At 69.6% G+C, this 19,114-nt stretch carries 15 protein-coding genes and 1 pseudogene; 4 read left to right on the forward strand and 12 right to left on the reverse strand.

Translation table 11 applies throughout. From position 1 onward, the window contains the following. Positions 1–53 precede the first annotated feature (53 nt). Complete coding sequence (locus tag OHA10_RS16945; protein ID WP_371407170.1) at positions 54–1,997, forward strand: M13 family metallopeptidase; 1,944 nt, start codon at positions 54–56, stop codon at positions 1,995–1,997. 41 nt (positions 1,998–2,038) lie between these two features. Here OHA10_RS16945 and OHA10_RS16950 read toward each other — a convergent pair whose 3' ends face one another. Continuing rightward, entirely contained in the window at positions 2,039–3,352 is a 1,314-nt protein-coding gene (locus tag OHA10_RS16950) for an FAD-binding oxidoreductase (RefSeq protein WP_371407171.1), read from the reverse strand. Next, positions 3,349–3,753 carry a DoxX family protein gene (locus OHA10_RS16955; protein WP_371407172.1) on the reverse strand — a complete coding sequence of 135 codons (405 nt, stop codon included), beginning with the start codon at positions 3,751–3,753 and terminating at the stop codon, positions 3,349–3,351. The genes OHA10_RS16950 and OHA10_RS16955 overlap by 4 nt, the downstream gene beginning before the upstream one ends. 193 nt (positions 3,754–3,946) lie before the next feature. Between OHA10_RS16955 and OHA10_RS16960 the strand changes: the two genes are divergently transcribed. Beyond that, complete coding sequence (locus OHA10_RS16960) at positions 3,947–6,763, forward strand: LuxR C-terminal-related transcriptional regulator (protein WP_371407173.1); 2,817 nt, start codon at positions 3,947–3,949, stop codon at positions 6,761–6,763. A 121-nt stretch (positions 6,764–6,884) separates the two neighbouring features. On the opposite strand, the gene OHA10_RS16965 is transcribed toward OHA10_RS16960, so the two are convergent. Continuing rightward, positions 6,885–7,040, reverse strand: coding sequence for a hypothetical protein (locus tag OHA10_RS16965; protein ID WP_371407174.1), 156 nt, complete (start codon positions 7,038–7,040; stop codon positions 6,885–6,887). Here OHA10_RS16965 and OHA10_RS16970 point away from each other — a divergent pair. Then, positions 7,039–7,149 (forward strand): annotated as a pseudogene (locus tag OHA10_RS16970) (dihydrofolate reductase family protein); the annotation flags it as partial. The gene OHA10_RS16965 and the pseudogene OHA10_RS16970 overlap by 2 nt on opposite strands. 93 nt (positions 7,150–7,242) lie before the next feature. Here the strand turns inward: OHA10_RS16970 and OHA10_RS16975 are convergent. The 9 genes from OHA10_RS16975 to OHA10_RS17015 all read right to left on the reverse strand — a co-directional run bounded on the left by OHA10_RS16975 (position 7,243) and on the right by OHA10_RS17015 (position 18,643). Further along, positions 7,243–8,691, reverse strand: coding sequence for an aminopeptidase P family protein (locus tag OHA10_RS16975; RefSeq protein ID WP_371407175.1), 1,449 nt, complete (start codon positions 8,689–8,691; stop codon positions 7,243–7,245). Between the two features lie 18 nt (positions 8,692–8,709). Continuing rightward, complete coding sequence (gene panD, locus OHA10_RS16980; RefSeq protein ID WP_371407176.1) at positions 8,710–9,132, reverse strand: aspartate 1-decarboxylase; 423 nt, start codon at positions 9,130–9,132, stop codon at positions 8,710–8,712. Between the two features lie 51 nt (positions 9,133–9,183). Then, the gene (locus tag OHA10_RS16985; protein ID WP_371407177.1) at positions 9,184–11,343 is read right to left on the reverse strand and encodes an MMPL family transporter; all 2,160 of its coding nucleotides are present in this window, start codon (positions 11,341–11,343) and stop codon (positions 9,184–9,186) included. Between the two features lie 81 nt (positions 11,344–11,424). After that, complete coding sequence (locus tag OHA10_RS16990; protein WP_371407178.1) at positions 11,425–12,102, reverse strand: response regulator; 678 nt, start codon at positions 12,100–12,102, stop codon at positions 11,425–11,427. Beyond that, positions 12,008–13,324, reverse strand: coding sequence for a sensor histidine kinase (locus OHA10_RS16995; RefSeq protein ID WP_371407179.1), 1,317 nt, complete (start codon positions 13,322–13,324; stop codon positions 12,008–12,010). The genes OHA10_RS16990 and OHA10_RS16995 overlap by 95 nt, the downstream gene beginning before the upstream one ends. Positions 13,325–13,400: 76 nt before the next feature. Continuing rightward, a complete protein-coding gene (locus OHA10_RS17000; RefSeq protein ID WP_371407180.1) occupies positions 13,401–14,822 on the reverse strand; it encodes an FGGY family carbohydrate kinase in 1,422 nt (473 codons plus the stop codon). Beyond that, positions 14,809–16,206 carry a trehalose-6-phosphate synthase gene (locus OHA10_RS17005; protein WP_371407956.1) on the reverse strand — a complete coding sequence of 466 codons (1,398 nt, stop codon included), beginning with the start codon at positions 16,204–16,206 and terminating at the stop codon, positions 14,809–14,811. Before OHA10_RS17005 ends, OHA10_RS17000 begins: the two co-directional genes overlap by 14 nt. 8 nt (positions 16,207–16,214) lie before the next feature. Further along, on the reverse strand, positions 16,215–17,216 hold the full coding sequence (locus tag OHA10_RS17010; protein WP_371407181.1) for a Gfo/Idh/MocA family protein: 1,002 nt from the start codon (positions 17,214–17,216) through the stop codon (positions 16,215–16,217). Further along, positions 17,207–18,643 (reverse strand): amidase, encoded by a 1,437-nt coding sequence (locus OHA10_RS17015; protein WP_371407182.1) that lies wholly within the window; start codon positions 18,641–18,643, stop codon positions 17,207–17,209. The genes OHA10_RS17010 and OHA10_RS17015 overlap by 10 nt, the downstream gene beginning before the upstream one ends. Before the next feature lie 148 nt (positions 18,644–18,791). On the opposite strand from OHA10_RS17015, the gene OHA10_RS17020 reads away from it, so the two are divergent. After that, on the forward strand, positions 18,792–19,100 hold the full coding sequence (locus tag OHA10_RS17020) for a DUF3263 domain-containing protein (RefSeq protein WP_130443900.1): 309 nt from the start codon (positions 18,792–18,794) through the stop codon (positions 19,098–19,100). The last annotated feature ends 14 nt before the right edge of the window (positions 19,101–19,114 follow it).

The raw sequence follows: 19,114 nt of genomic DNA on the forward strand, positions 1-19,114 counted from the left end.
TGAACCGGGTATGTTCGCTGACAGCAACTGGAACTGGGACAAAGGGGTCAGGGATGACAGCAGGAATCGACAGCTCGGAGGCGGCCGCCGCCGTGCGGCCGCAGGACGACCTGTACCGGTTCGTGAACGGGACGTGGCTGGCTGAGCACGAGATTCCCGCGGACAAGGCGATCCACGGCGCGTTCCACGCGCTCTGGGACACCGCGGAGCAGGACGTCCGGGCGATCGTCGAGAAGACCGCCGCGGCCCGCCACCCCGAGGGCAGCGAGCCGCGGAAGATCGCCGACCTCTACACGAGCTTCATGGACACCGAGACGATCGAGCGGCTGGGCGCCGAGCCGATCGCCGACCAGCTCGCGCTGGTCCGCGACGCCAAGGACCTGTCCGGCCTGGTCTCGGTCCTCGGGCAGCTCGAGCTGCAGGGCGTGCCCGGCGTCTTCCACTACTGGGTCGACGCCGACGCCAAGAAGTCCGACGAGAACATCGTCCACCTCACCCAGGGCGGCCTCAGCCTGCCCGACGAGTCGTACTACCACGACGACAACTTCGCCGAGATCCGTTCGGCGTACGTCGCGCACGTGGCGAAGCTGCTCGAGCTCGCCGGACTGCCCGACCCGGCCGGGTCCGCTGCGCGGATCCTGGAGCTGGAGACCCGGATCGCCGACGGCCACTGGGACCGGGTGAAGGACCGCGATGTCCAGCTGACCTACAACAAGCTCGACCGGGCCGGGCTCGAGGAGCTCACGCCGGGTTTCGACTGGTCGACCTGGCTGGCAGGCGCGGGTGTGCCGGAGAGCGCGTTCGCACAGGTTGTCGTGCGTGAGCCGGACTTCCTGACCGCGGCCGCGGCCGCTCTCCAAGAGGTCGAGCTGGACCGGTGGAAGGAGTGGCTGAGCTGGCGGATCGTGCACAGCGCGGCGCCGCTGCTGAGCCAGGCGTTCGTCGACGAGAACTTCGCCTTCTACGGCAAGACTCTCACCGGTGCGCCCGAGCTGCGTGAGCGCTGGAAGCGCGGCGTCGGCGCGGTCGAGCAGTCGCTCGGCGAGGCTCTCGGCAAGCTGTATGTCGCCGAGCACTTCCCGCCCTCCGCGAAGGCCCGCATGGTCGACCTGGTGCAAAACCTGGTCGCGGCGTACCGGCAGCGGATCGAGGCGCTGGACTGGATGAGCCCGGAGACGCGGCAGCGGGCGCTCGACAAGCTCGGGACGTTCGTGCCGAAGATCGGGTATCCGGACGAGTGGAAGGACTACTCCGCTCTCGAGGTCGACCCGGCCGACCTGTTCGGCAACGTGCGCCGTTCGGTCGCGGTGGAGACCGCGCGGGACCTGGCCAAGCTCGGTCAGCCCGTCGACCGCAACGAGTGGAAGATGACACCGCAGACGGTCAACGCGTACTACAACCCGCGGATGAACGAGATCGTCTTCCCGGCCGGCATCCTGCAGCCGCCGTTCTTCGACCTCGACGCCGACGACGCGACCAACTACGGCGCGATCGGCGCGGTGATCGGGCACGAGATCGGCCACGGCTTCGACGACCAGGGCTCGCGGTACGACGGCGACGGCAACCTCAACGACTGGTGGACCGACGAGGACCGCGCCGCCTTCGAGCAGCGCACCGACAAGCTCGTCGCGCAGTACGACGCCCTCGAGCCGGCCGAGACGCCCGGCCAGAAGGTCAACGGCAAACTCACGCTCGGCGAGAACATCGGCGACCTGGGCGGACTGTCGATCGCCTACGTGGCGTACGAGCTGTCCCAGGCCGGCGCCGAGCCGGATGAGGCCGGCAGCGAGCGCTTCTTCACAGCCTGGGCGCACGCCTGGGCCACGAAGACCCGACCGGAGGAAGCCGCTCGACGGCTGACCATCGACCCGCATTCACCGCCGGAGTTCCGCTGCAACGCGGTGGTGAAGAACATCGACGCCTTCCACACCACGTACGACGTCCAAGAGGGCGACGGCATGTGGCTGGCCCCCGAGGATCGCGTCCGCATCTGGTGACCCTGTTGTGCGCCGGCCGGCCAACTCCCGGCCGGCGCCCTTCAGCCGTGTAATGCGGTTTGGGTGAAGACGTTGTCGGGGTCGTAGGTGTTCTTGACCTCGAGTAGACGGGCGAGTTTCTCCGGGGAGTAGGCGCGCTTGACGGCGGTGGGATCCTCGTCGGCGATCGTGTTGACGTAGCTCCCGCTGGTGTAGGGCTCGAGACCCGCGGCGTAGGTTCGTGCCGCGGTGATGCGGGCTTCGTCCTCGGCGGGATCGCTCCAGTCGTCCCCGGTGGTGAACTCGACCAGCGCATCGCGATGGCTGTACGCCGTCGCACCGTCCGGCACGTCGCCGACGGCGCCGCCGCACAGCGTCAACCGTGCCCCCGGATTGTTGTCCGAGGCAAGGAACGCGTCGATGGCGCCGTCCGGCAAGGACCGTAGGTAGTGCCCCTTGCAGTAGCGACGGAGCGCGTGCCGTTCGTCGTCGTCCGACTGGGTCTGCAGATCCAGGTAGCTGAGCTCCGTGATCCGCCGGCCGATCGGTTTCCCGATCCGTTCGTACGCCGCGAGCAGTCGCCGTCCCTCTGCGACATCCCCGACCCACACGTAGCCGACGCTCGCGATCAGACCCCCGCCGTACTCGTCCCGCCTACCGATCCGGGCCACCGGCGTGGCCTGCCGCGGGGCGTCCGCGAGCAGGCCACGCCAGCCGCGGAGCGCCGTACCGGCATCGTCCAGGTCGTAGAACACGTCGAAGGTCAGCGCCTGGGTCCCGACCGGATGCAGGCGGAACTCGAACGCGGTCACGACACCGAAGCTCCCGCCTCCACCACGCAACGCCCAGAACAGATCCGGGTGCTCGGTCTCGCTGACCCGCAGTACGGCGCCGTCCGCGGTGACCAGTTCGTACGACGCCACGTTGTCGCACGTGAGCCCGTGGGCTCGCGCCAGCCAACCGACCCCGCCGCCCAGCGTGAGCCCGCCGACGCCGGTGTGCGAGACGTTGCCGGCCGTGGTCGCCAGCCCGTACCGCTGACTGGCGACGTCGAGTGCGCCGAGCAGCGCCCCGCCGCCGACCCGCGCCCGGCGACGGACCGGGTCGACCTGGACCGAGTTCAGGGCGGACAGGTCGAGCAGCAGGCCGTCCTCCACCACGGGCAGCCCGAGGAAGCTGTGCCCGCCGCCGCGAACCCCGATCGCCAGCCCAGCCTCGCGGCCGTAGCGCAGTGCCGCAACCACGTCCGCCGTACTCGCGCAGTATGCGATCAGAGCCGGCCGACGGTCCACCATCGCATTCCAGACCGCCCGGCCGGAGTCGTAGTCGGGATCCCCCGGCCGGGTCAGGAGCCCGTCGAACGCCGCGATCGTCATCGCCGCACCAGCGTTCGCGCCGTCGCCTGGATCGACGCCCGACGGAGCCAGGCGATCACGGCCGCGACCAATAGGTACGCGATCGGAATCGCCGGCGAAGCACCCAGCACGACGATGTTGGTGAGCGTCGCGCCAACCAGGAGCATCGCGAGACCGAGCGCGGCAAGACCGCACACCCGCGGCACCAGCAGGCCGATCGCTCCGGCCAGTTCAAGCGCCCCAACCACGTACCGCAACCACTGCCCGGCACCGACCGCGTTGAAGAGATCGACCATCACCGGATCCCCACTCAACTTCGGCAGGCCGGCCATCACAAACATCACCGCCAACACCACCTGCACCACCCACAGCCCCACCACACCCGGCCGAACCCTGCGCGTCGCCGTAGTCGCCGTACTCATCGCTACCTCCAAGAGTTTGTTCTGATACGACGACGCTCCCGCCCCCAACCCCCAACCCACATCCGTACCCACCACGGATCCACCACGGACCCACCACCCGATCCCCGGCGCCCGATCGGGCACCTGGCTCCGGCGCGTGGTTCGAGAGCTTGCATCCGGTCCGGCGGGACTGGTGATCGGTCATGATGGGCGCGTGGATGAGGTGTCGGCGCGTGAGGCTGAAGTGCTGGAGGCGTTGGCCGGGCATCGGTCGAACGCGCAGATCGCGCGGGCACTGCACATCTCCGTCCGTACGGTCGAGAGTCACGTGTCGTCGTTGCTTCGGAAGTACGGTGTGAGCGACCGGCGCGAGCTCGCCGATCTGGTTGGATCGCGCGGCGGCGTCGGGATGAGCCGCGGGCCGGGGATGAGTGGGCTGCCCGCGGGGCGGACCAGCTTTGTCGGGCGTTCCACGGAGACGACGGCGGTTCAGGAGGCGCTCGGGCGGTCCCGGCTAGTGACGCTGCTCGGGCCGGGTGGGATGGGCAAGACGCGGCTGGCGGCTGTTGTAGCTGCCGAGATTGGCGCAGCTGGGGCGTTCGTCGACCTGGTTCCGGTTCGGGACGGGCTCGTGACTCGCGCGGTGGCGACGGCACTTGGGCTTACGGAGCGGCCGCCGCAGAGTCTGGAGCAGGTTCTGATCGAGCACCTGCAGCAGGGGCGGTGGCTGCTCGTCCTCGACAACTGCGAGCACCTGGTCGACGAGGTCGCCGTACTGGCGGAGCGCCTGCTGCGCACCTGTCCTGAGGTGACGATTCTCGCGACCAGCCGGGAGCGGCTGGGTGTTCCGGCGGAGGCGACTGTGCTGCTGCCGCCGTTGGACGCTGCGATCGAGCTGTTCACCGACCGGGCGCGGGCTGTGGACCCGGCGTTCGCCGCATCGGCCGACGACCTCGCGGAGATCTGCGCGCGGCTGGACGGGATGCCGCTCGCCATCGAGCTCGCCGCGGCGAGGATCGGTTCGCTCGGGGCGGACGGGCTGGAGGCGGCGCTCGACGACAGACTCCGGCTGCTGGCGGGCGGACGTGGCGTCGACGCTCGGCACCGGTCGCTGGCTGCGGTGATCGGTTGGAGCTACGAGCTGTTGGACGACCAGGAGCGGCTGCTGTTCCGGCGGCTCTCGATCTACGTCGGAGGGTTTGACCTGGACGCCGCCAGCGCGACCAGCCCCGAGCTCGGGCGCGGGGAGGTGGCGGACCTGCTCGGCCGGCTGACCGACAAGAGCCTCGCCGTACGCCGGGGATCGCGCTGGCGACTGCTGGAGACCATCCGGGAGTTCGCCCGCGAGCAACTGACCGAGGACGAACTGACCACCGCACAGGCCCGCTGCCTCCGCTGGGCCACCGACACCGCCGCCACCCTCGAGAGCCGCCTGGACACCACCGACTGGCAGCAGCCGTACGACGACGTCGCGGCCGACCTCCGAGCCGCCCTCACCACAATCGCCCCGACAGCCGCGGCGGGCGCCCCGACTGGCGGGGCGCTGGACGGGACGGGCGGGGTGTCTGGCCAGGTGGGTGTGGCGACGGACAGGGCGGGTGTGGGGGCTGACCTGGCGGGTGAGGTGCAGGGGGTGGGTGGGCATCGGTTGGCGCGGGGGTTGGGGCATCTGGGGTTTGCTCGGCGGGAGTTTCGGGAGGCGATCGGGTACTACCGGGTGGCGGCTGAGCTGGCGGGGGATGGGGTGGCTGCGGCGTTGGATTTGCGGTCGGCTGCTGATGCGACGCTCGCGATTTCGGATGCGGAGACCGGGGTGCGGCTGCTGTTGGACGCGGCCGACCGGGCAGTTGCTGATGGCAACGTTCGGGCGACGATGCTGGCGCTGGCCGTGATCGCCGCCAACCGGTATCCGACCGGCTCGCTCTACGACCTCTCCAAGGAGCGCAGCCAGGAGCTGCTCCAGCAGGCTGTGGACAGCGCTCGGCCCGGCGATCCACACGTGACTGCTTTGCTCGCGACAGCCAAGGCCTGGGAGCACGGCGGACGACGGATCGGCGCTGACCCGGACCTCGCGCAAGCTGCCGTCGACGCAGCCCGGCGGACCGGTGATCCGGTGCTGATCGCGGGTGCGCTCGACGCGCTGACGGTCGCCGCCGGGAACGCGGGACGCCTGCGCGACGCACGCTCGTACGCCGTGGAGCGGATGCGGTTGGTGGGGCTGCTGCCGCGGCACGAGCCGTACGCCGCGGCCGAGATCATCGACGCCTTCCACGTCGCGCCGACGACGGCGACCGCGGTTGGTGACCTGCCTGCGGCGCTTGCGGCCGTGGGTGCGCCGGATGATCCGGTCGGCGACCATCCGTACATCTCGCTGCCGCGCATGATTCGAGTCTGTGCGCTGACCGGGCAGTTCGACGCCTGCGTGGAGCAGGCGGACGCGCTCTGGGAACGTTGGCAAGGTGCGGGTGCGCCGCCGATCGAGTGGATGGCATCTGCCCTGTCCGCGGCCGCGATGGTGCACGGTCTGCGCGCCGACGGCTTGTTCGACGTCTGGCAGTCACGTGCGTTGGAGGTAGCCCGCTGCACGGATGTGGAGGACGCCCCCTGGCTGGCCGCTCCGTACACGTTCGCGCAGGCACGAGTCGCCGTCCAGCACGGGGCAGTCCAGCACGAGGACGTCCAGCAGGCCGAGTCGGTCGTACGGCGCGCCTTCGCGGACTTCTCTGAGCGCTGGTGGGCGCCGTACGCACGCGCCGCCGCCGCAGAGCTCGCCGTGGTCGCCAACCTGCCCGACGCACCCGAGCTCCTCGTCGCCACCGCACCGGAGGCGGCCGAGAACGACTGGGCCGCCGCATGCCTCGCTCGAGCCACGGCGCGGTCCACAGGCGACCTGGACGGGCTTCTCCCAGCCGCCGAGGCCTTCGAACGCATCGGCGCCCACTTCGAGCGCGCTTACACCCTCACCCTCCACCCTGACCACGCCTCCGAAGCCCGCCGGCAACTCGCGGCGTTCCAGGTGCCCGGTCCGTAGTCGATCCGTGGTCGCCGGCGGCGACGGCGGCCGACCGGGAGGTCCTGCAGGAGATGGTGGACGGCGCCGGAGCGATTCTGATGGGCCGCCGCTCGTACGACATCTGCGCCGGGGAAGGCGGCTAGGGCGACGGCGGACCTGCCGGAGACGTCCCCTGCTTCGTCCTGACCCACGAGCCACCGGCCGAGGTGCCGAAGGTCTTCACCTTCGTCACCGACGGCATCGAGAGCGCGGTCAAGCAGGCGAAGGCGGTCGCCGGCGACCGTACGGTCGGCATCCACGGAGCCACCGCGGCGCAGCAAGCACTGGCCGCGGGGCTCCTCGACGAGATCGACGTCCACCTGGTGCCGGTGTTGCTCGGCGACGGCGTCCGCCTGTTCGACCTACTCGGTGGGAAGCCGGTCAACCTGACTCGCAACCGCGTGGTCGAGGCAGGCAGCGGCGTCACCCACCTGCGTTTCGAGGTGGTCCGCCAAGGGTCAGGAAGCCATCCAGTCCTGGAGGCCCTCGACGGTGCGGGGCATGGCGTCGGAGAGGTTCTCGGTGCCGTCGGCGGTGATCAGTACGTCGTCCTCGATACGGATGCCGATGCCGCGGAGGTCTTCGGGGACGGTGAGGTCGTCGGACTGGAAGTACAGGCCGGGCTCGACCGTGAGGACGTAGCCGGGCTGGACGGTGCCCTGGCGGTAGGCCTCGCTGCGGGCGTCGGAGCAGTCGTGGACGTCGAGGCCGAGCATGTGACTCACACCGTGCAGGGTGTAGCGCTGGTACAGGCGGCTCTCCGGGTCGAGCGCCTCCTCGGCCGACACGGGCAGCAGTTCCATGGCGTCCAGGCCGTGCACGATGACCTCCATCGCCGCCTCGTGCCCGGCGCGGAACGCAGCACCCGGCTTCAGCGCTGCGATCCCGGCGTTCTGCGCGTCGAGCACCAACTGGTACAGGTCGCGCTGGCGCGGCGTGAACTCGCCGTTGACCGGCAGCGTGCGGGTGATGTCGGCGGTGTACAGCTGTCGGTTCTCCACACCCATGTCGAGCAGCATCAGCGTGCCGTCGTTCACCGGGCCGTCGTTCTCGATCCAGTGCAGTGTGGTCGCGTGCGGACCGGCGGCCGCGATCGACGTGTAGCCAACATCGTTGCCCTCGGCCCGTGCCCGGCGCCAGAACGTGCCCTCGATCCAGCGCTCGCCGTACTGCCGGACCTTGTCCATCTCCGCGAGTACGTCGGAGAACCCGCGGTGCGTGATCGCGACCGCGTCCCGCAGCTGCTCGAGCTCGTACGCGTCCTTGACCAGCCGCAGCTCCGACAGCGTCGCGGCCAGCCCCCCGTCGTTCAGCTGGTCGGTCCGGGCACCGGTCAGCTGCGACGTGAGCCACTCGTCCTCGTCGCGTCGTACGCGGGTCGGTACGTCGCCCTTGAGCGCGTCGGCGAGCTGGTCGATGTGGCGGGTCTCGATGCCGAACTCCTTCGCGGTCTCGGTCAGCGACGGACGTCGGCCGGCCCAGAGCTCGCCGTACATCCGGTCGCGCCAGAACTCCTCGCCCTGCGACCGGTCGGCGCGGGGGCGGAAGTACAGGACCGAGTCGTGGCCGCTGGTGCCGTTCGGCTCCAGGACCAGGACGGCGTCGGAGGTCTGGTTGCCGGTCAGCCAGACGTAGTCGGTGTGCGGCCGGAAGACGTAGTCGGTGTCGTTCGAGCGGACCTTGTAGGTGCCGGCCGGGATGACGAGGCGCTCACCCGGGAACGCCTGCGACAACGCGTCCCGCCGCTTCGCCGCCCACACCCCGACATCGCTCAGCGCGAGATCGTGGCGCTCCGAGTCGGCCCACCCCGAGTTCATGAACGCGCGCAGCTTCGGGCTGGGCTCGTTGTCGTGGGAAGCAGTCTTCGGGGCAGCGCCATCGGTGGTGTCAGCGGTGTTCTCGGTCATCGTCGCCCAGTCCTCGTCTCAACGCGGGGTGTGCAGTTGGTCGCCGCGGAGCGTGCCGCTGTCGGGCAGCGCCTCGGCGGGGTCGGAGCCGATGCGGGTGATCGCATTGTGCTCGTCCACGAAGACTACGCTCGGTTCGAAGACCTTCGCCTCGGCGGTGTCGAACATCCCGTACGCGATCAGGATGACCAGATCACCCGGGTGGATCAGGTGCGCCGCGGCCCCGTTGATCCCCACCACCCCGGACCCGCGCGGCCCTTCGATCAGGTACGTCGACAGCCGCTGCCCGTTGGTGATGTCGACGATGTCCACCTTCTCGCCGGGCAGCAGATCGGCCGCATCCATCAGCTCCGCGTCCAGCGTGCACGATCCGACATAGTGCAGATCCGCCTGCGTCACCGTCGCCCGGTGGACCTTCGACTTCATCATTTCCCGCCACATGCCAGGGAATGATCCAGGCCCGTCCGCAGGCTGTCAGTGGCCGCGGTCACGTCAACGAGAGACCAGCTCGGGCTCCCGCGGATCGGGTGCTGGCGGGCGGCGGAGCGAATCGCCTTCGACATCGACGTTCGGGAGCAGCCGGTCCAGCCAGCGGGGCAGGTACCAGGCGCGCCGCCCGAGCAGCGCCATCACCGCCGGTACGACGGTCATCCGGACCACGAACGCGTCGATCGCGACCGCCAGTGCCAGACCGAATCCCATCTCCCGGATCAGCGCCTGCCCGGACAGGATGAACCCGGAGAAGACCGCCGTCATGATCACGGCCGCCGCGGTCACCACCCGGGCACTGTGCGCGAATCCGTCGACGACCGCGGTTCGCGGCGCCGCGCCGTGGACGTGTTCCTCGCGCATCCGTGTCACCAGGAAGATCTGGTAGTCCATCGCGAGACCGAACACCACTCCGATCAGGAAGACCGGCAGCATGCTGATCACCGGCCCGGTCTGCCCGGAGACCCCGAAGAGCCCGGCCAGCCAACCCCATTGGAACACCGCGACCACGGCACCGAACGTCGCCGCCACCGTCAGCAGGAACCCGAGCGTCGCCTTCAGCGGCACGAGTACCGAGCGGAACACCAGCATCAGCAGCAGATAGGCCAGTCCGACGATCAGTGCCAGGTACGGCGCCAGCGCGCCGCCGAGCTTGTCCGAGATGTCGATGTTGACCGCGGTCGCACCGGTCACCGCGACCTCGGCGCCGCCGGACGGGGGCAGCGCCCGGATCGCCTTGACCAGGTCGTTCGTCTGCGGCGTGCTCGGACCGCTCTTCGGGATCACCGTCAGCAGAGCGGTGTTTCCGGCGGGGTTGAAGCGGGGTGGGGCGACCATGGTGACGTCCGGGAGCGCGCGGATCGCCGTAGCGGTGCTGGTAGTGGCTCCTTGGGGATCGGGTGTGTTGGCGGCGTCGACGACGACCATGAGTGGTCCGTTGAAGCCGGGGCCGAAGCCGTCGGAGAGCAGGTCGTACGCCTTGCGCTGGGTGGAATCGGGCGCGGCGGTGCTGTCGTCGGGGAGCCCGAGCCGCAGGTCGGTGACGGGGAGAGCCAGGACGCCGAGGCCGACGACAGCCACCAGTAGGACGGCCAACGGGCGTCGGGTGACGAAGCCGGCCCACCGCCGACCGAGCGTCGGTCGCTCGACAACCTTGGTCCGGGTGCGCCCGCGGACCCGATGGCCGGCGAAGCCGAGCAGAGCCGGCAGGAGCGTGAGAGCGATGGCTACGGCGATGACGACGGTGAAGGCTGCGGCGAGCCCCATCTGGGTGAGGAACGGGATGTCGACCACGAACAGACCGGCGAGCGCGATCACCACCGTCAGTCCGGCGAACACGACCGCGGACCCGGCCGTGCCAACCGCTCGCCCGGCCGCCTCCTCGGGTTCGAGTCCGGTGCTCAGCTCGTGCCGGTACCTCGACATGATGAAGAGCGCGTAGTCGATCGACACGGCGAGCCCGATCATCAGCGCGAGGATCGGCGTACCCGAACCGATGTCGATGAACCCACTCAGCGCGGAGATCGTGGTTGCCCCGATGCCGACGCCGATGATTGCTGATAGCAACGGCAGCCCGGCCGCGATCAGCGAGCCGAACGTGATCAGCAGCACGACCGCGGCCACGCCGATGCCGATCACCTCGGTCAGTTGCTGGCCGTCCTGCGGTTGCAGCGCATCGCCGCCGTACTCGACGGTCAGCCCGGAGGCCCGGGCCGGCGCGATCGCGGCATCCACCGCCTCCTTGGCCTCCGGCGTGACGTCGGCGGCGGGTACGTCGTACGTCACCTGCGCGTAGCCGGTGCGGCCGTCCGGCGAGATCGCCTTCGCGGTGAACGGGTCCAGGACGCGGGCGACCTGGGGTGCGGTCGCGATCCGGTCCAGGGACTGCTGCACCTGCGGGGTGTCGGTGAGCTTCTGGCCGGCGGGCGCCTGGAAAACGATTCGGGCGGTCGCGGCGTCGGCGCCGGCCTGCGGGAAGCGTTCGTTGAGGAGATCGGCGGCCCGTTGCGACTCGGTGCCGGGGATCGAGAAGCCGTTGGCGGTCGGGCCGGAGAGCGTGACCGCGCCTGCGATCCCGGCGGCGAGCAGGCCGAGCCAGATCAGTACGACGAACCGTCGCCCGCGGAAGGCGAGTCGACCCAGCCGGTAGAGATAGGTAGCCATGCCGTCGATGCTTCCGGCGGGGCGCCGTCGCTCGCGTCTGCCGGCTGCGGGCTTCTCGCGGTACTGCGTTCGCCGTACGAGCTACTGCGCCTGCGGTACGCCGGGGCGGACCAGGCCGGTCTGGTACGCGAGGACGACGAGCTGGGCGCGGTCGCGGCAGTCGAGTTTCACCATCGCGCGGTTGACGTGGGTCTTCGCGGTCGACGGGGAGAGGACGAGGCGTTCGGCGATCTCGTCGTTGGACAGGCCGAGGGCGACCAGGCCGACGATCTCGCGTTCGCGCTCGGTGAGGACGTCGAGGACGGTCGGGCCGATCGGGTTGCCAGGGGTGGGCTCGGCCAGGAAGCGGTTGATCAGGCCGCGGACGGCCTTGGGGGAGAGCAGGGCGTCGCCGCGGGCGACCACGCGGATGGCGTCGATGAGCTCTGCCGGTTCCACGCTCTTGCCGAGGAAGCCGCTGGCGCCGGCGCGGATCGCCTCGAACACGTACTCGTCCACCTCGAACGTGGTCAGGATCAGCACCTTCACGCCCGCCAGCGCTTCGTCCGCGGTGATCATCCGGGTCGCCGCGAGACCGTCCACCTCGGGCATCCGGATATCCATCAACACCACATCGGCCCGCTCGGACCGCGCGAGCTCGACCGCCTCACGCCCGTTCGACGCCTCAGCGACGACCTGCAGATCCGGCACTGAACTCACCAGCACCCGAAACCCACTCCGGATCAACGTCTGATCGTCCGCCAGCAACACCCGAATCATCACCCACACCTCCCGTCCCCAGTGGAAGCACAGCAAGTACGTCGAACCCGCCATCCGCAGTCGGCCCGGCAGACAAGCTGCCGCCCACAGCGGCAACTCGCTCGCGCATCCCCACCAACCCATGGCCACCGCTCCGGTACTCGATCGCGGGACGGGCCGTGCGCGCGTCGCCCGTCCGCGTGTCGGTTCCAGGAGCTGCCTGTGGGGCGGGTGCTGGGTTGTGGACCGTGATCGTGAGAGCGGTTGGTGTGTGGGTGAGGCTGACTTGGGCGGGGGCGCCTGGGGCGTGTTTCAGGATGTTGGTGAGGGACTCCTGGATGACGCGGTAGGCGGTTAGTTCTATGACGTCCGGGAGGTCGCTGATGGAGTCGGGAGGTGACCAGGTGACCTGGACTCCGGCGGCGGTGAAGGATCTGATGAGGGCGTCGAGTTCGTGCAGGGATGGAGTCGGTGCGGTTGGGAGGGGCGAGCCGGAGCGGCGGAGTACGCCGAGGAGGACCGTCAGCTCCTGGAGCACCGTGCGGCCGCCGGAGCGGACCAGGGCCAGGGCGTGTTCGGCCTCGTCGGGTTGGGAACGCAATACGTGGGCAGCCACGCCGGCCTGCACGTTCATCAGCGCGATGTGGTGCGCGATGACGTCATGCAGCTCGTGGGCGATCCGCAACCGTTCCTCGATCACCCGACGCTGGGCCTCCTCGTCGCGGGACTGTTCGGCCCGCAGCGCCCGCTCCTCGAGCTCCTGCACGTACGCGCGCCGGTACCGCGTCGCCTCCCCGATCGCCGCGCCGAAAAGCACCACCACGCCGTTGAAGAGATTCGCCAGCAGCTCGCCGTTCGTGAAGACAGCTGCCGCGACGAGCGTCACCGCGACCACGGCGATGATCGACGTGCCACGAGTGCGGTGGTCCGTCCGCAGCACCACCATGTACGCCGCACACGCCATGAACAGCCCGATCGGACTCTTCGCCTGCTGGGTGATCGCGTAGCAGACCCCGGCGGCCGTGGTCAGCCCGAGCGCGACCAACGGTGCCCGCCGCCGGAACACCATGCCGACAGCGGCCGCCGTACACAGCGCTACGCCCGACACGGTCAGAGCGACCTGTCCGGGGTGCCGCTGACCCAGCAGGACCAGGTTGAGCGCGAGGATGACCCCGGCGAGCAGGCAGTCCGCGGCGACCGGAGGTATCCCCAGGTCCCGGCACCACCGCGACACCACGCCCATGCTGTTCACAGTACGTGCCACGCAAGCCCCGAACGTCGTCCTGGAGCAGTATCCGAGCCGTACCGCGAACGCAGTATCAGGCCTGCAGCGCGGAGGCCTGTGCGGCGAGCTCCCGCAGCGCCTCGTACCGCGGGCGCATGGCCGCGACCCTTTCGACCTCGGCATCAACCGGGGTCAGATGCTCGCCGCCCGGCGCCGGAGACAGCCCTAGCGCCACCGCTGCCGCGCCACGCGCACCCACTTCGGCCTCGGCGCAGACCGTGGTCGGACGGGCGAAGGTCGCGGTCAGGCAGCGCCGCCACCACTCCGAGGCGTCGATACCGCCCCCGCCCAGTACGACATCCAGCTGGCGCCCGAAGAGCGAGTCGAGCATGCGTAACCCGCGGTCGACCTCCAGCGATGCTCCCTGCAACGACGCCGCCAGCAGATCCGCCGCAGTGTCGTCGAACGACAGCCCGAAGAACACGCCGGACCCACTCGGCACCGTCGCCGGCGGCCTGGTGCCGGCCATGAACGGGATCGCGATCGCCCGCGACCCCCCGACCTCTGCCCCCGCCAGCTCATCGGACTCGAGCTGCAGTACACCGGTCAGCCACGCGTGCAGATTTCCAGCAGCAGAGAACGCCATGCCGGTCACCGCCCGCTTGTCGTCGACCCGGTACCGCCACAGCTCCCACGGCAGCTCAGGAGCATCGTCGATCGGATGCACGACGCGTACGGCGGCCGACGTCCCGACCGTCACAGCTGCCGTCCCCGCGTCGTACCCGCCTGTCCCGACGTTCGACGCGGCTCCATCCCCGGTCGGCGGATGCACAGGTACGCCGACCAGCCCTGGCCAGCGGCGTGCGTACTCCGCCGACAGCGCCCCGGTCCAGCCGGTCGGCACGATCGACGGCAACCGATCCGCACGTACGCCGGCGATGGCGAGCGCCTCGTCGTCGTACGTGCCGGTGGCCAGGTCGAGCGTCCCGGTGCCGGAGGCGATCGACACCGACGTCACCCGCTCACCGGTCAGCCGCTCCAGCACGAGATCGGGCAGCCCGGCGAACTCCGCGGGTGAGGCGGTCGCGAGCAGCCACGGGATCCGGCGGGTCCAGTACAACCGGTGCAGCCAGGCGCCGGTGCGGGCATGGAAGGCGTGCTCGTCGACGGACGGGGCGAGGTGGACCGAGCGCGTGTCGGCCCAGGTGATCACCGGCGTCAGCGCACCGCCCTTGTTGTCGAGGGCAACGATCGAGTGCCATTGCGAGGACAGCACGATCGCGCGGATGTTCTCGAGGTGACCGTTCTGCTGGAGCTCGTCCAGGCAGCCGAGCAGACCCTCGACGTACTCGTGCAGGTCGAGCGTGGCCGAGCCGTCCGAGCTGTACGTCGGCGCGATCTTGTGCCGGGCCAGGGCGCCGGGGATCGGCGAGGCGTCGTCGTCGGACAACACCAGGGCACGGGCCGACGACGTACCGAGATCAAGTGCGAGAACGCGACCGTCAGTCTTCGTCATGGAGGGCCTTGAGGAAGTTCTGGGCCCAGACGTTCACGTCGTGCGCGGCCAGGTGCTTGCGCATCGCCTTCATCCGGCGGCCGAGCTGGCGGTCGTCGGTGTTCATCGCGTCGACGATCGTGTCCTTCATACCGTTGATGTCGTGCGGGTTCACGAGGAAAGCTTGCCGGAACTCGTCGGCCGCGCCGGCGAACTCGCTCAGCACCAGCGCGCCGGTGTCGTCGTACCGCGTCGACACGTACTCCTTCGCGACCAGGTTCATACCGTCCCGGAGCGGTGTCACCACGGCGACGTCCGCGGCCCGGAACAGCGCTGCCATCTCGGTCCGCGAGTACGACGTGTGCAGGTAGTTGATCGCCGGCGTACCGATCCGGCCGTGCTCGCCGTTGATCCGGCCGACCAGGAGCTCGATCTCGTCACGCAGGACGCGGTACTGCTCGACCCGCTCGCGTGACGGCGTCGCCACCTGGATGAACACCGCGTCGTCGACCGAGATCCGCTTCTCGTCCAGGAGCTCGCCGAACGCCCGCAGCCGTTGCCGGATGCCCTTGGTGTAGTCGAGCCGGTCGACGCCGAGCAGGATGTGCGTCGGGTTGCCGACCTCCTGCCGCATCTCGGCCGCGCGGGCCGTGGTCTCCGGTTGACGGGCCAGCTTCTCCAGCTCGTTGACGTCGATCGAGATCGGGAAGGCCTTCGCGCGGACGATCCGGTCGTCCGGCAGGTGGATGCGGTCGCCGCGGGTCCGCAGGCCCATCCGGTTGCGGGCCAGGCGGGCGAAGTTCGAGGCGGCGCCGGGTCTTTGGAAACCGACCAGGTCCGCGCCCATCAGCCCGTCCAGGATCTGCCGCCGCCACGGCATCTGCGCGAACAGTTCGGTCGGCGGGAACGGGATGTGCAGGAAGAACCCGATCCGTACGTCGGGGCGCAGCCGGCGCAGCATCGCCGGGACGAGCTGCAGCTGGTAGTCGTGCACCCAGACGTCCGCGTTGTCGTCGGCGGCATCCGCCGCGGCCTCGGCGAAGCGCCGGTTCACCGCGACGTACGACTCCCACCACTCGCGGTGGAACTCCGGCGCCACGATCACGTCGTGGTACAGCGGCCAGAGGGTCGCGTTGGAGAAGCCCTCGTAGTACAGCTGCACGTCCTCGGCCGAGAGCATCACCGGGACCAGATGCATACCGTCGTTGTCGAACGGGTCGACCTTCTCGTCCGGGCTGCCGGTCCAGCCGATCCACGCGCCGTGGTGGCTCTGCATGACCGGTGCGAGCGCGGTGACCAGTCCGCCTGGACTGCGGCGCCACGCCGTACTGCCGTCGGGCATCTCGATCCGGTCGACCGGCAGCCGGTTGGCCACCACTACGAAGGAACTCCTACCGTTCGGCATCTTCAGCGTCATCCACTCAGGTCGTCGTCGTCACCGGGGTAACGGACCCCGATCTGGCTCCGGGTCTCGTCGAGCAGGTCGAGAATCTCGAGGGTGGCGGCATGAGGCAACGCCGGTACTTCGAGCGCCCCCGCACGCAGCGCTTCGATCACTGCGCCTGCCTCGTAGTGGTACCCACGTCCATGCGTCGGCACGTCGATCCGCTCCGCTCCGGAAGCAGTCGTACGCACGTAGTACTCAGGATGGTGGAAGCGGTGCGGCAGCTGCAGACTGCCCTCCGGGCCGCTGATCGAGGCGACCCACGGGTTCTGCGAACGCAGCCCGCAGGTGAGCGCGGCGACCGCACCGGAGTCGTACCGCCAGGCCATCGCGACGTTCAGGTCGACGCCGTCCTCGTTGAGCGAGCCGACTGCCTTGACCTCGGCTGGTCTGCCCAGGGCCATGTAGGCGAACGTCATCGGGTAGATGCCGCCGTCCATCAGCGAGCCACCGCCCAGAGCCGGATCGAGCAGCCGGGCGGGCAGATCGGGTTTGTGGAAGGCGAAGTCGGCAACCACCTGCTGCGGCTCGCCGATGACACCGCTCTTCACGTCCTCGAAGACCGCCTGGATCACCGGGTTGGTCCGCATCCACATCGCCTCGGCGAACAGCGTCTTGTGCGCGGTCGCGACCGCGATCAGATCCCGGGCCTGCTTCGCCGTGAGCGTGACGGGCTTCTCGCACAGTACGGCGACGCCGGCCTGCAACGCGGTCCGCGCGACCGCGTAGTGCTGCGGATGCGGCGTACCGATGTAGATGACGTCGACCTCGCCGGACTCGATCAGCTTGCGGTAGTCGTCGTACGCGTTCGGAATGCCGAACTCGGCCGCGAACCGGTCCGCGCTGTCCTGGGACCTGGACGCGACCGCGGTGGCGACGGCGTCATCGGGCAGTAGCCCCAGATCGTGGGTGAACTGGGTCGAGATGTTGCCGGTAGCAACGATGCCCCATCTGACACGATCTATACCCACTGGGTTAACTCCGGGGTCGGGAACGGTCCGTCTGCTGCGATTCTCGCGGTTTCGAACGCGTGAGCCAAGCGAATGAGCGTGACCTCACTCCGCGCCGTACCGCTGAACGTGATCCCGACCGGCAGTCCGGACACCATCCCGGACGGCATCGAGAGCAGCGGATAGCCGGCCAGCGCGGCGTGTGAGGACGAGCCGCCGAGGACGTGGTCGCCGTTCACCAGGTCGATGGCCCAGGCGGGTGAGTACGACGGACTGACCAGCGCGTCGAGCTGGTTGTCGTGGAGCAGGTTGTCGATACCGTCCCGCCCGGCGCGGAGAGCGGTCAGGCGCGCGGCGACGTACACCGGTGAGCTCAGGCCCTCTGTAGTGGCTGCCCGTTCGAACAACTCCTGCCCGAACCACTGCAGCTCTACGTCCGCGTGTTCTTTGTTGAAAGCAATCAAGTCGTCGAGCGTGCGAGGACCTCCGGGGACCCGGGTGGCGAGGTACGCCGCCAGGTCGACCTTCAGCTCGTGTGCCAGCACCTGCAGCTGGTCCTCGTCGCCACCTGGTGTCGGCAGGGACAGGTGGTCGACCAGAGTCGCCCCGCAGCTGCTGAGGATCTCCAGTGCGTGTTCGGTGACCTCGTCCAGTCCGGTCGAGTAGCCCCAGAGCGGGCCACGCGGTACGCCGATGCGCACGTTGCTGAGGTCAGCGCCTCGGCAGTGCTCGGTGTAGTCGGTCTGGTTGCCGGTGAGGACCGACAGCAGTGCGGCGGCCTGGGTGACGGTCCTGGTCATCGGGCCGGCGGTGTCCTGGGAGTGCGAGATCGGGACGATGCCCTGCTGCGGGATCAGCCCGACTGTGGGCTTCAGGCCGACGATGCCGTTCAGTGCGGCCGGGCAGACGATCGAGCCGTTGGTCTCGGTGCCGATCGCGTACTCCGCCAGTCCGGCGGCGACCGCGGCACCGGAGCCGCTCGAGGAGCCGCCCGCGGAGCGGTTCAGCGCCCACGGGTTCCGGGTGAGACCGCCGTACGCGCTCCAGCCGGAGGAGGACGCCGAACCGCGAAAGTTGGCCCACTCGCTCAGGTTGGTCTTGCCGAGGATCACGCAGCCCGCGTCGCGGAGCCGCCGTACCAGTGGGGCGTCGTCCGGCGGCGGTGGCTGGTCGGCCAGCGCCAGCGAGCCGGCCGTGGTCGGCAGATCGGCGGTGTCGATGTTGTCCTTGACCAGGACCGGTACGCCGTGCAGCGGGCCGCGGACGCGCCCGTTGTCACGCTCGGTGTCGAGACGGGCGGCTTCGGTGAGAGCGGCGGGGTTGGGCGTGCAGATGGCGTTGACCAGCGGATCCACCTCACGAATCCGCGCCTGCAGCTCCTCCACCAGCGCCGCTGACCTGAATTCCTTCCCCGCCCCACCGCCCCAGTCGGAAAGAGTTGAGCTCACTCGAATGATCCTGCCAGAGTTGGTGACGCCCGGCCGTCCGCCGACGACACGCTCCGTGTCGTGTCACGGGTGAATGACATCGCTGTTGTTCAGCACGTACAGTGGCATGCGGACGGACGATCACCGACCGCACAGGAGTCAGCAGCAGATGGACAGCGCCAACGCCAGCTCTTCCGGCCCCGCCGAAGCTGCGCCGCCGGCCGTTGCCGGACTCTCCGAGAGGGACGGGCAGATCCTCGCCTTCGAGCGCCACTGGTGGAAGTACGCCGGGGCGAAGGAGCAGGCGATCCGGGACCAGTTCCAGATGTCGGCGACCCGGTACTACCAGGTCCTCAACGCGCTCATCGACCGCCCCGAGGCCCTCGCGCACGACCCGCTCCTGGTCAAGCGCCTGCGCCGCCTCCGCGCCGCCCGCCAGCGCGCCCGCTCCGCACGCCGACTGGGCATCGAGGTCTGACCATGTCCCGCCCA

This window comes from Kribbella sp. NBC_00662 (assembly GCF_041430295.1).
In the GTDB taxonomy this organism is placed as follows: domain Bacteria; phylum Actinomycetota; class Actinomycetes; order Propionibacteriales; family Kribbellaceae; genus Kribbella.

What these genes read in the sequence shown, in the direction of transcription:
- OHA10_RS16965 (WP_371407174.1), bottom strand. Translation starts at nt 7,040, where the DNA reads ATGCCGACCGTACGGTCGCCGGCGACCGCCTTCGCCTGCTTGACCGCG.
- OHA10_RS17000 (WP_371407180.1), bottom strand. Translation starts at nt 14,822, where the DNA reads ATGACGAAGACTGACGGTCGCGTTCTCGCACTTGATCTCGGTACGTCG.
- OHA10_RS17005 (WP_371407956.1), bottom strand. Translation starts at nt 16,206, where the DNA reads ATGCCGAACGGTAGGAGTTCCTTCGTAGTGGTGGCCAACCGGCTGCCG.
- OHA10_RS16945 (WP_371407170.1), top strand. Translation starts at nt 54, where the DNA reads ATGACAGCAGGAATCGACAGCTCGGAGGCGGCCGCCGCCGTGCGGCCG.
- OHA10_RS17020 (WP_130443900.1), top strand. Translation starts at nt 18,792, where the DNA reads ATGGACAGCGCCAACGCCAGCTCTTCCGGCCCCGCCGAAGCTGCGCCG.
- OHA10_RS16985 (WP_371407177.1), bottom strand. Translation starts at nt 11,343, where the DNA reads ATGGCTACCTATCTCTACCGGCTGGGTCGACTCGCCTTCCGCGGGCGA.
- OHA10_RS16995 (WP_371407179.1), bottom strand. Translation starts at nt 13,324, where the DNA reads ATGGGCGTGGTGTCGCGGTGGTGCCGGGACCTGGGGATACCTCCGGTC.
- OHA10_RS16990 (WP_371407178.1), bottom strand. Translation starts at nt 12,102, where the DNA reads ATGATTCGGGTGTTGCTGGCGGACGATCAGACGTTGATCCGGAGTGGG.
- OHA10_RS16955 (WP_371407172.1), bottom strand. Translation starts at nt 3,753, where the DNA reads ATGAGTACGGCGACTACGGCGACGCGCAGGGTTCGGCCGGGTGTGGTG.
- OHA10_RS16950 (WP_371407171.1), bottom strand. Translation starts at nt 3,352, where the DNA reads ATGACGATCGCGGCGTTCGACGGGCTCCTGACCCGGCCGGGGGATCCC.
- panD (WP_371407176.1), bottom strand. Translation starts at nt 9,132, where the DNA reads ATGTGGCGGGAAATGATGAAGTCGAAGGTCCACCGGGCGACGGTGACG.
- OHA10_RS16975 (WP_371407175.1), bottom strand. Translation starts at nt 8,691, where the DNA reads ATGACCGAGAACACCGCTGACACCACCGATGGCGCTGCCCCGAAGACT.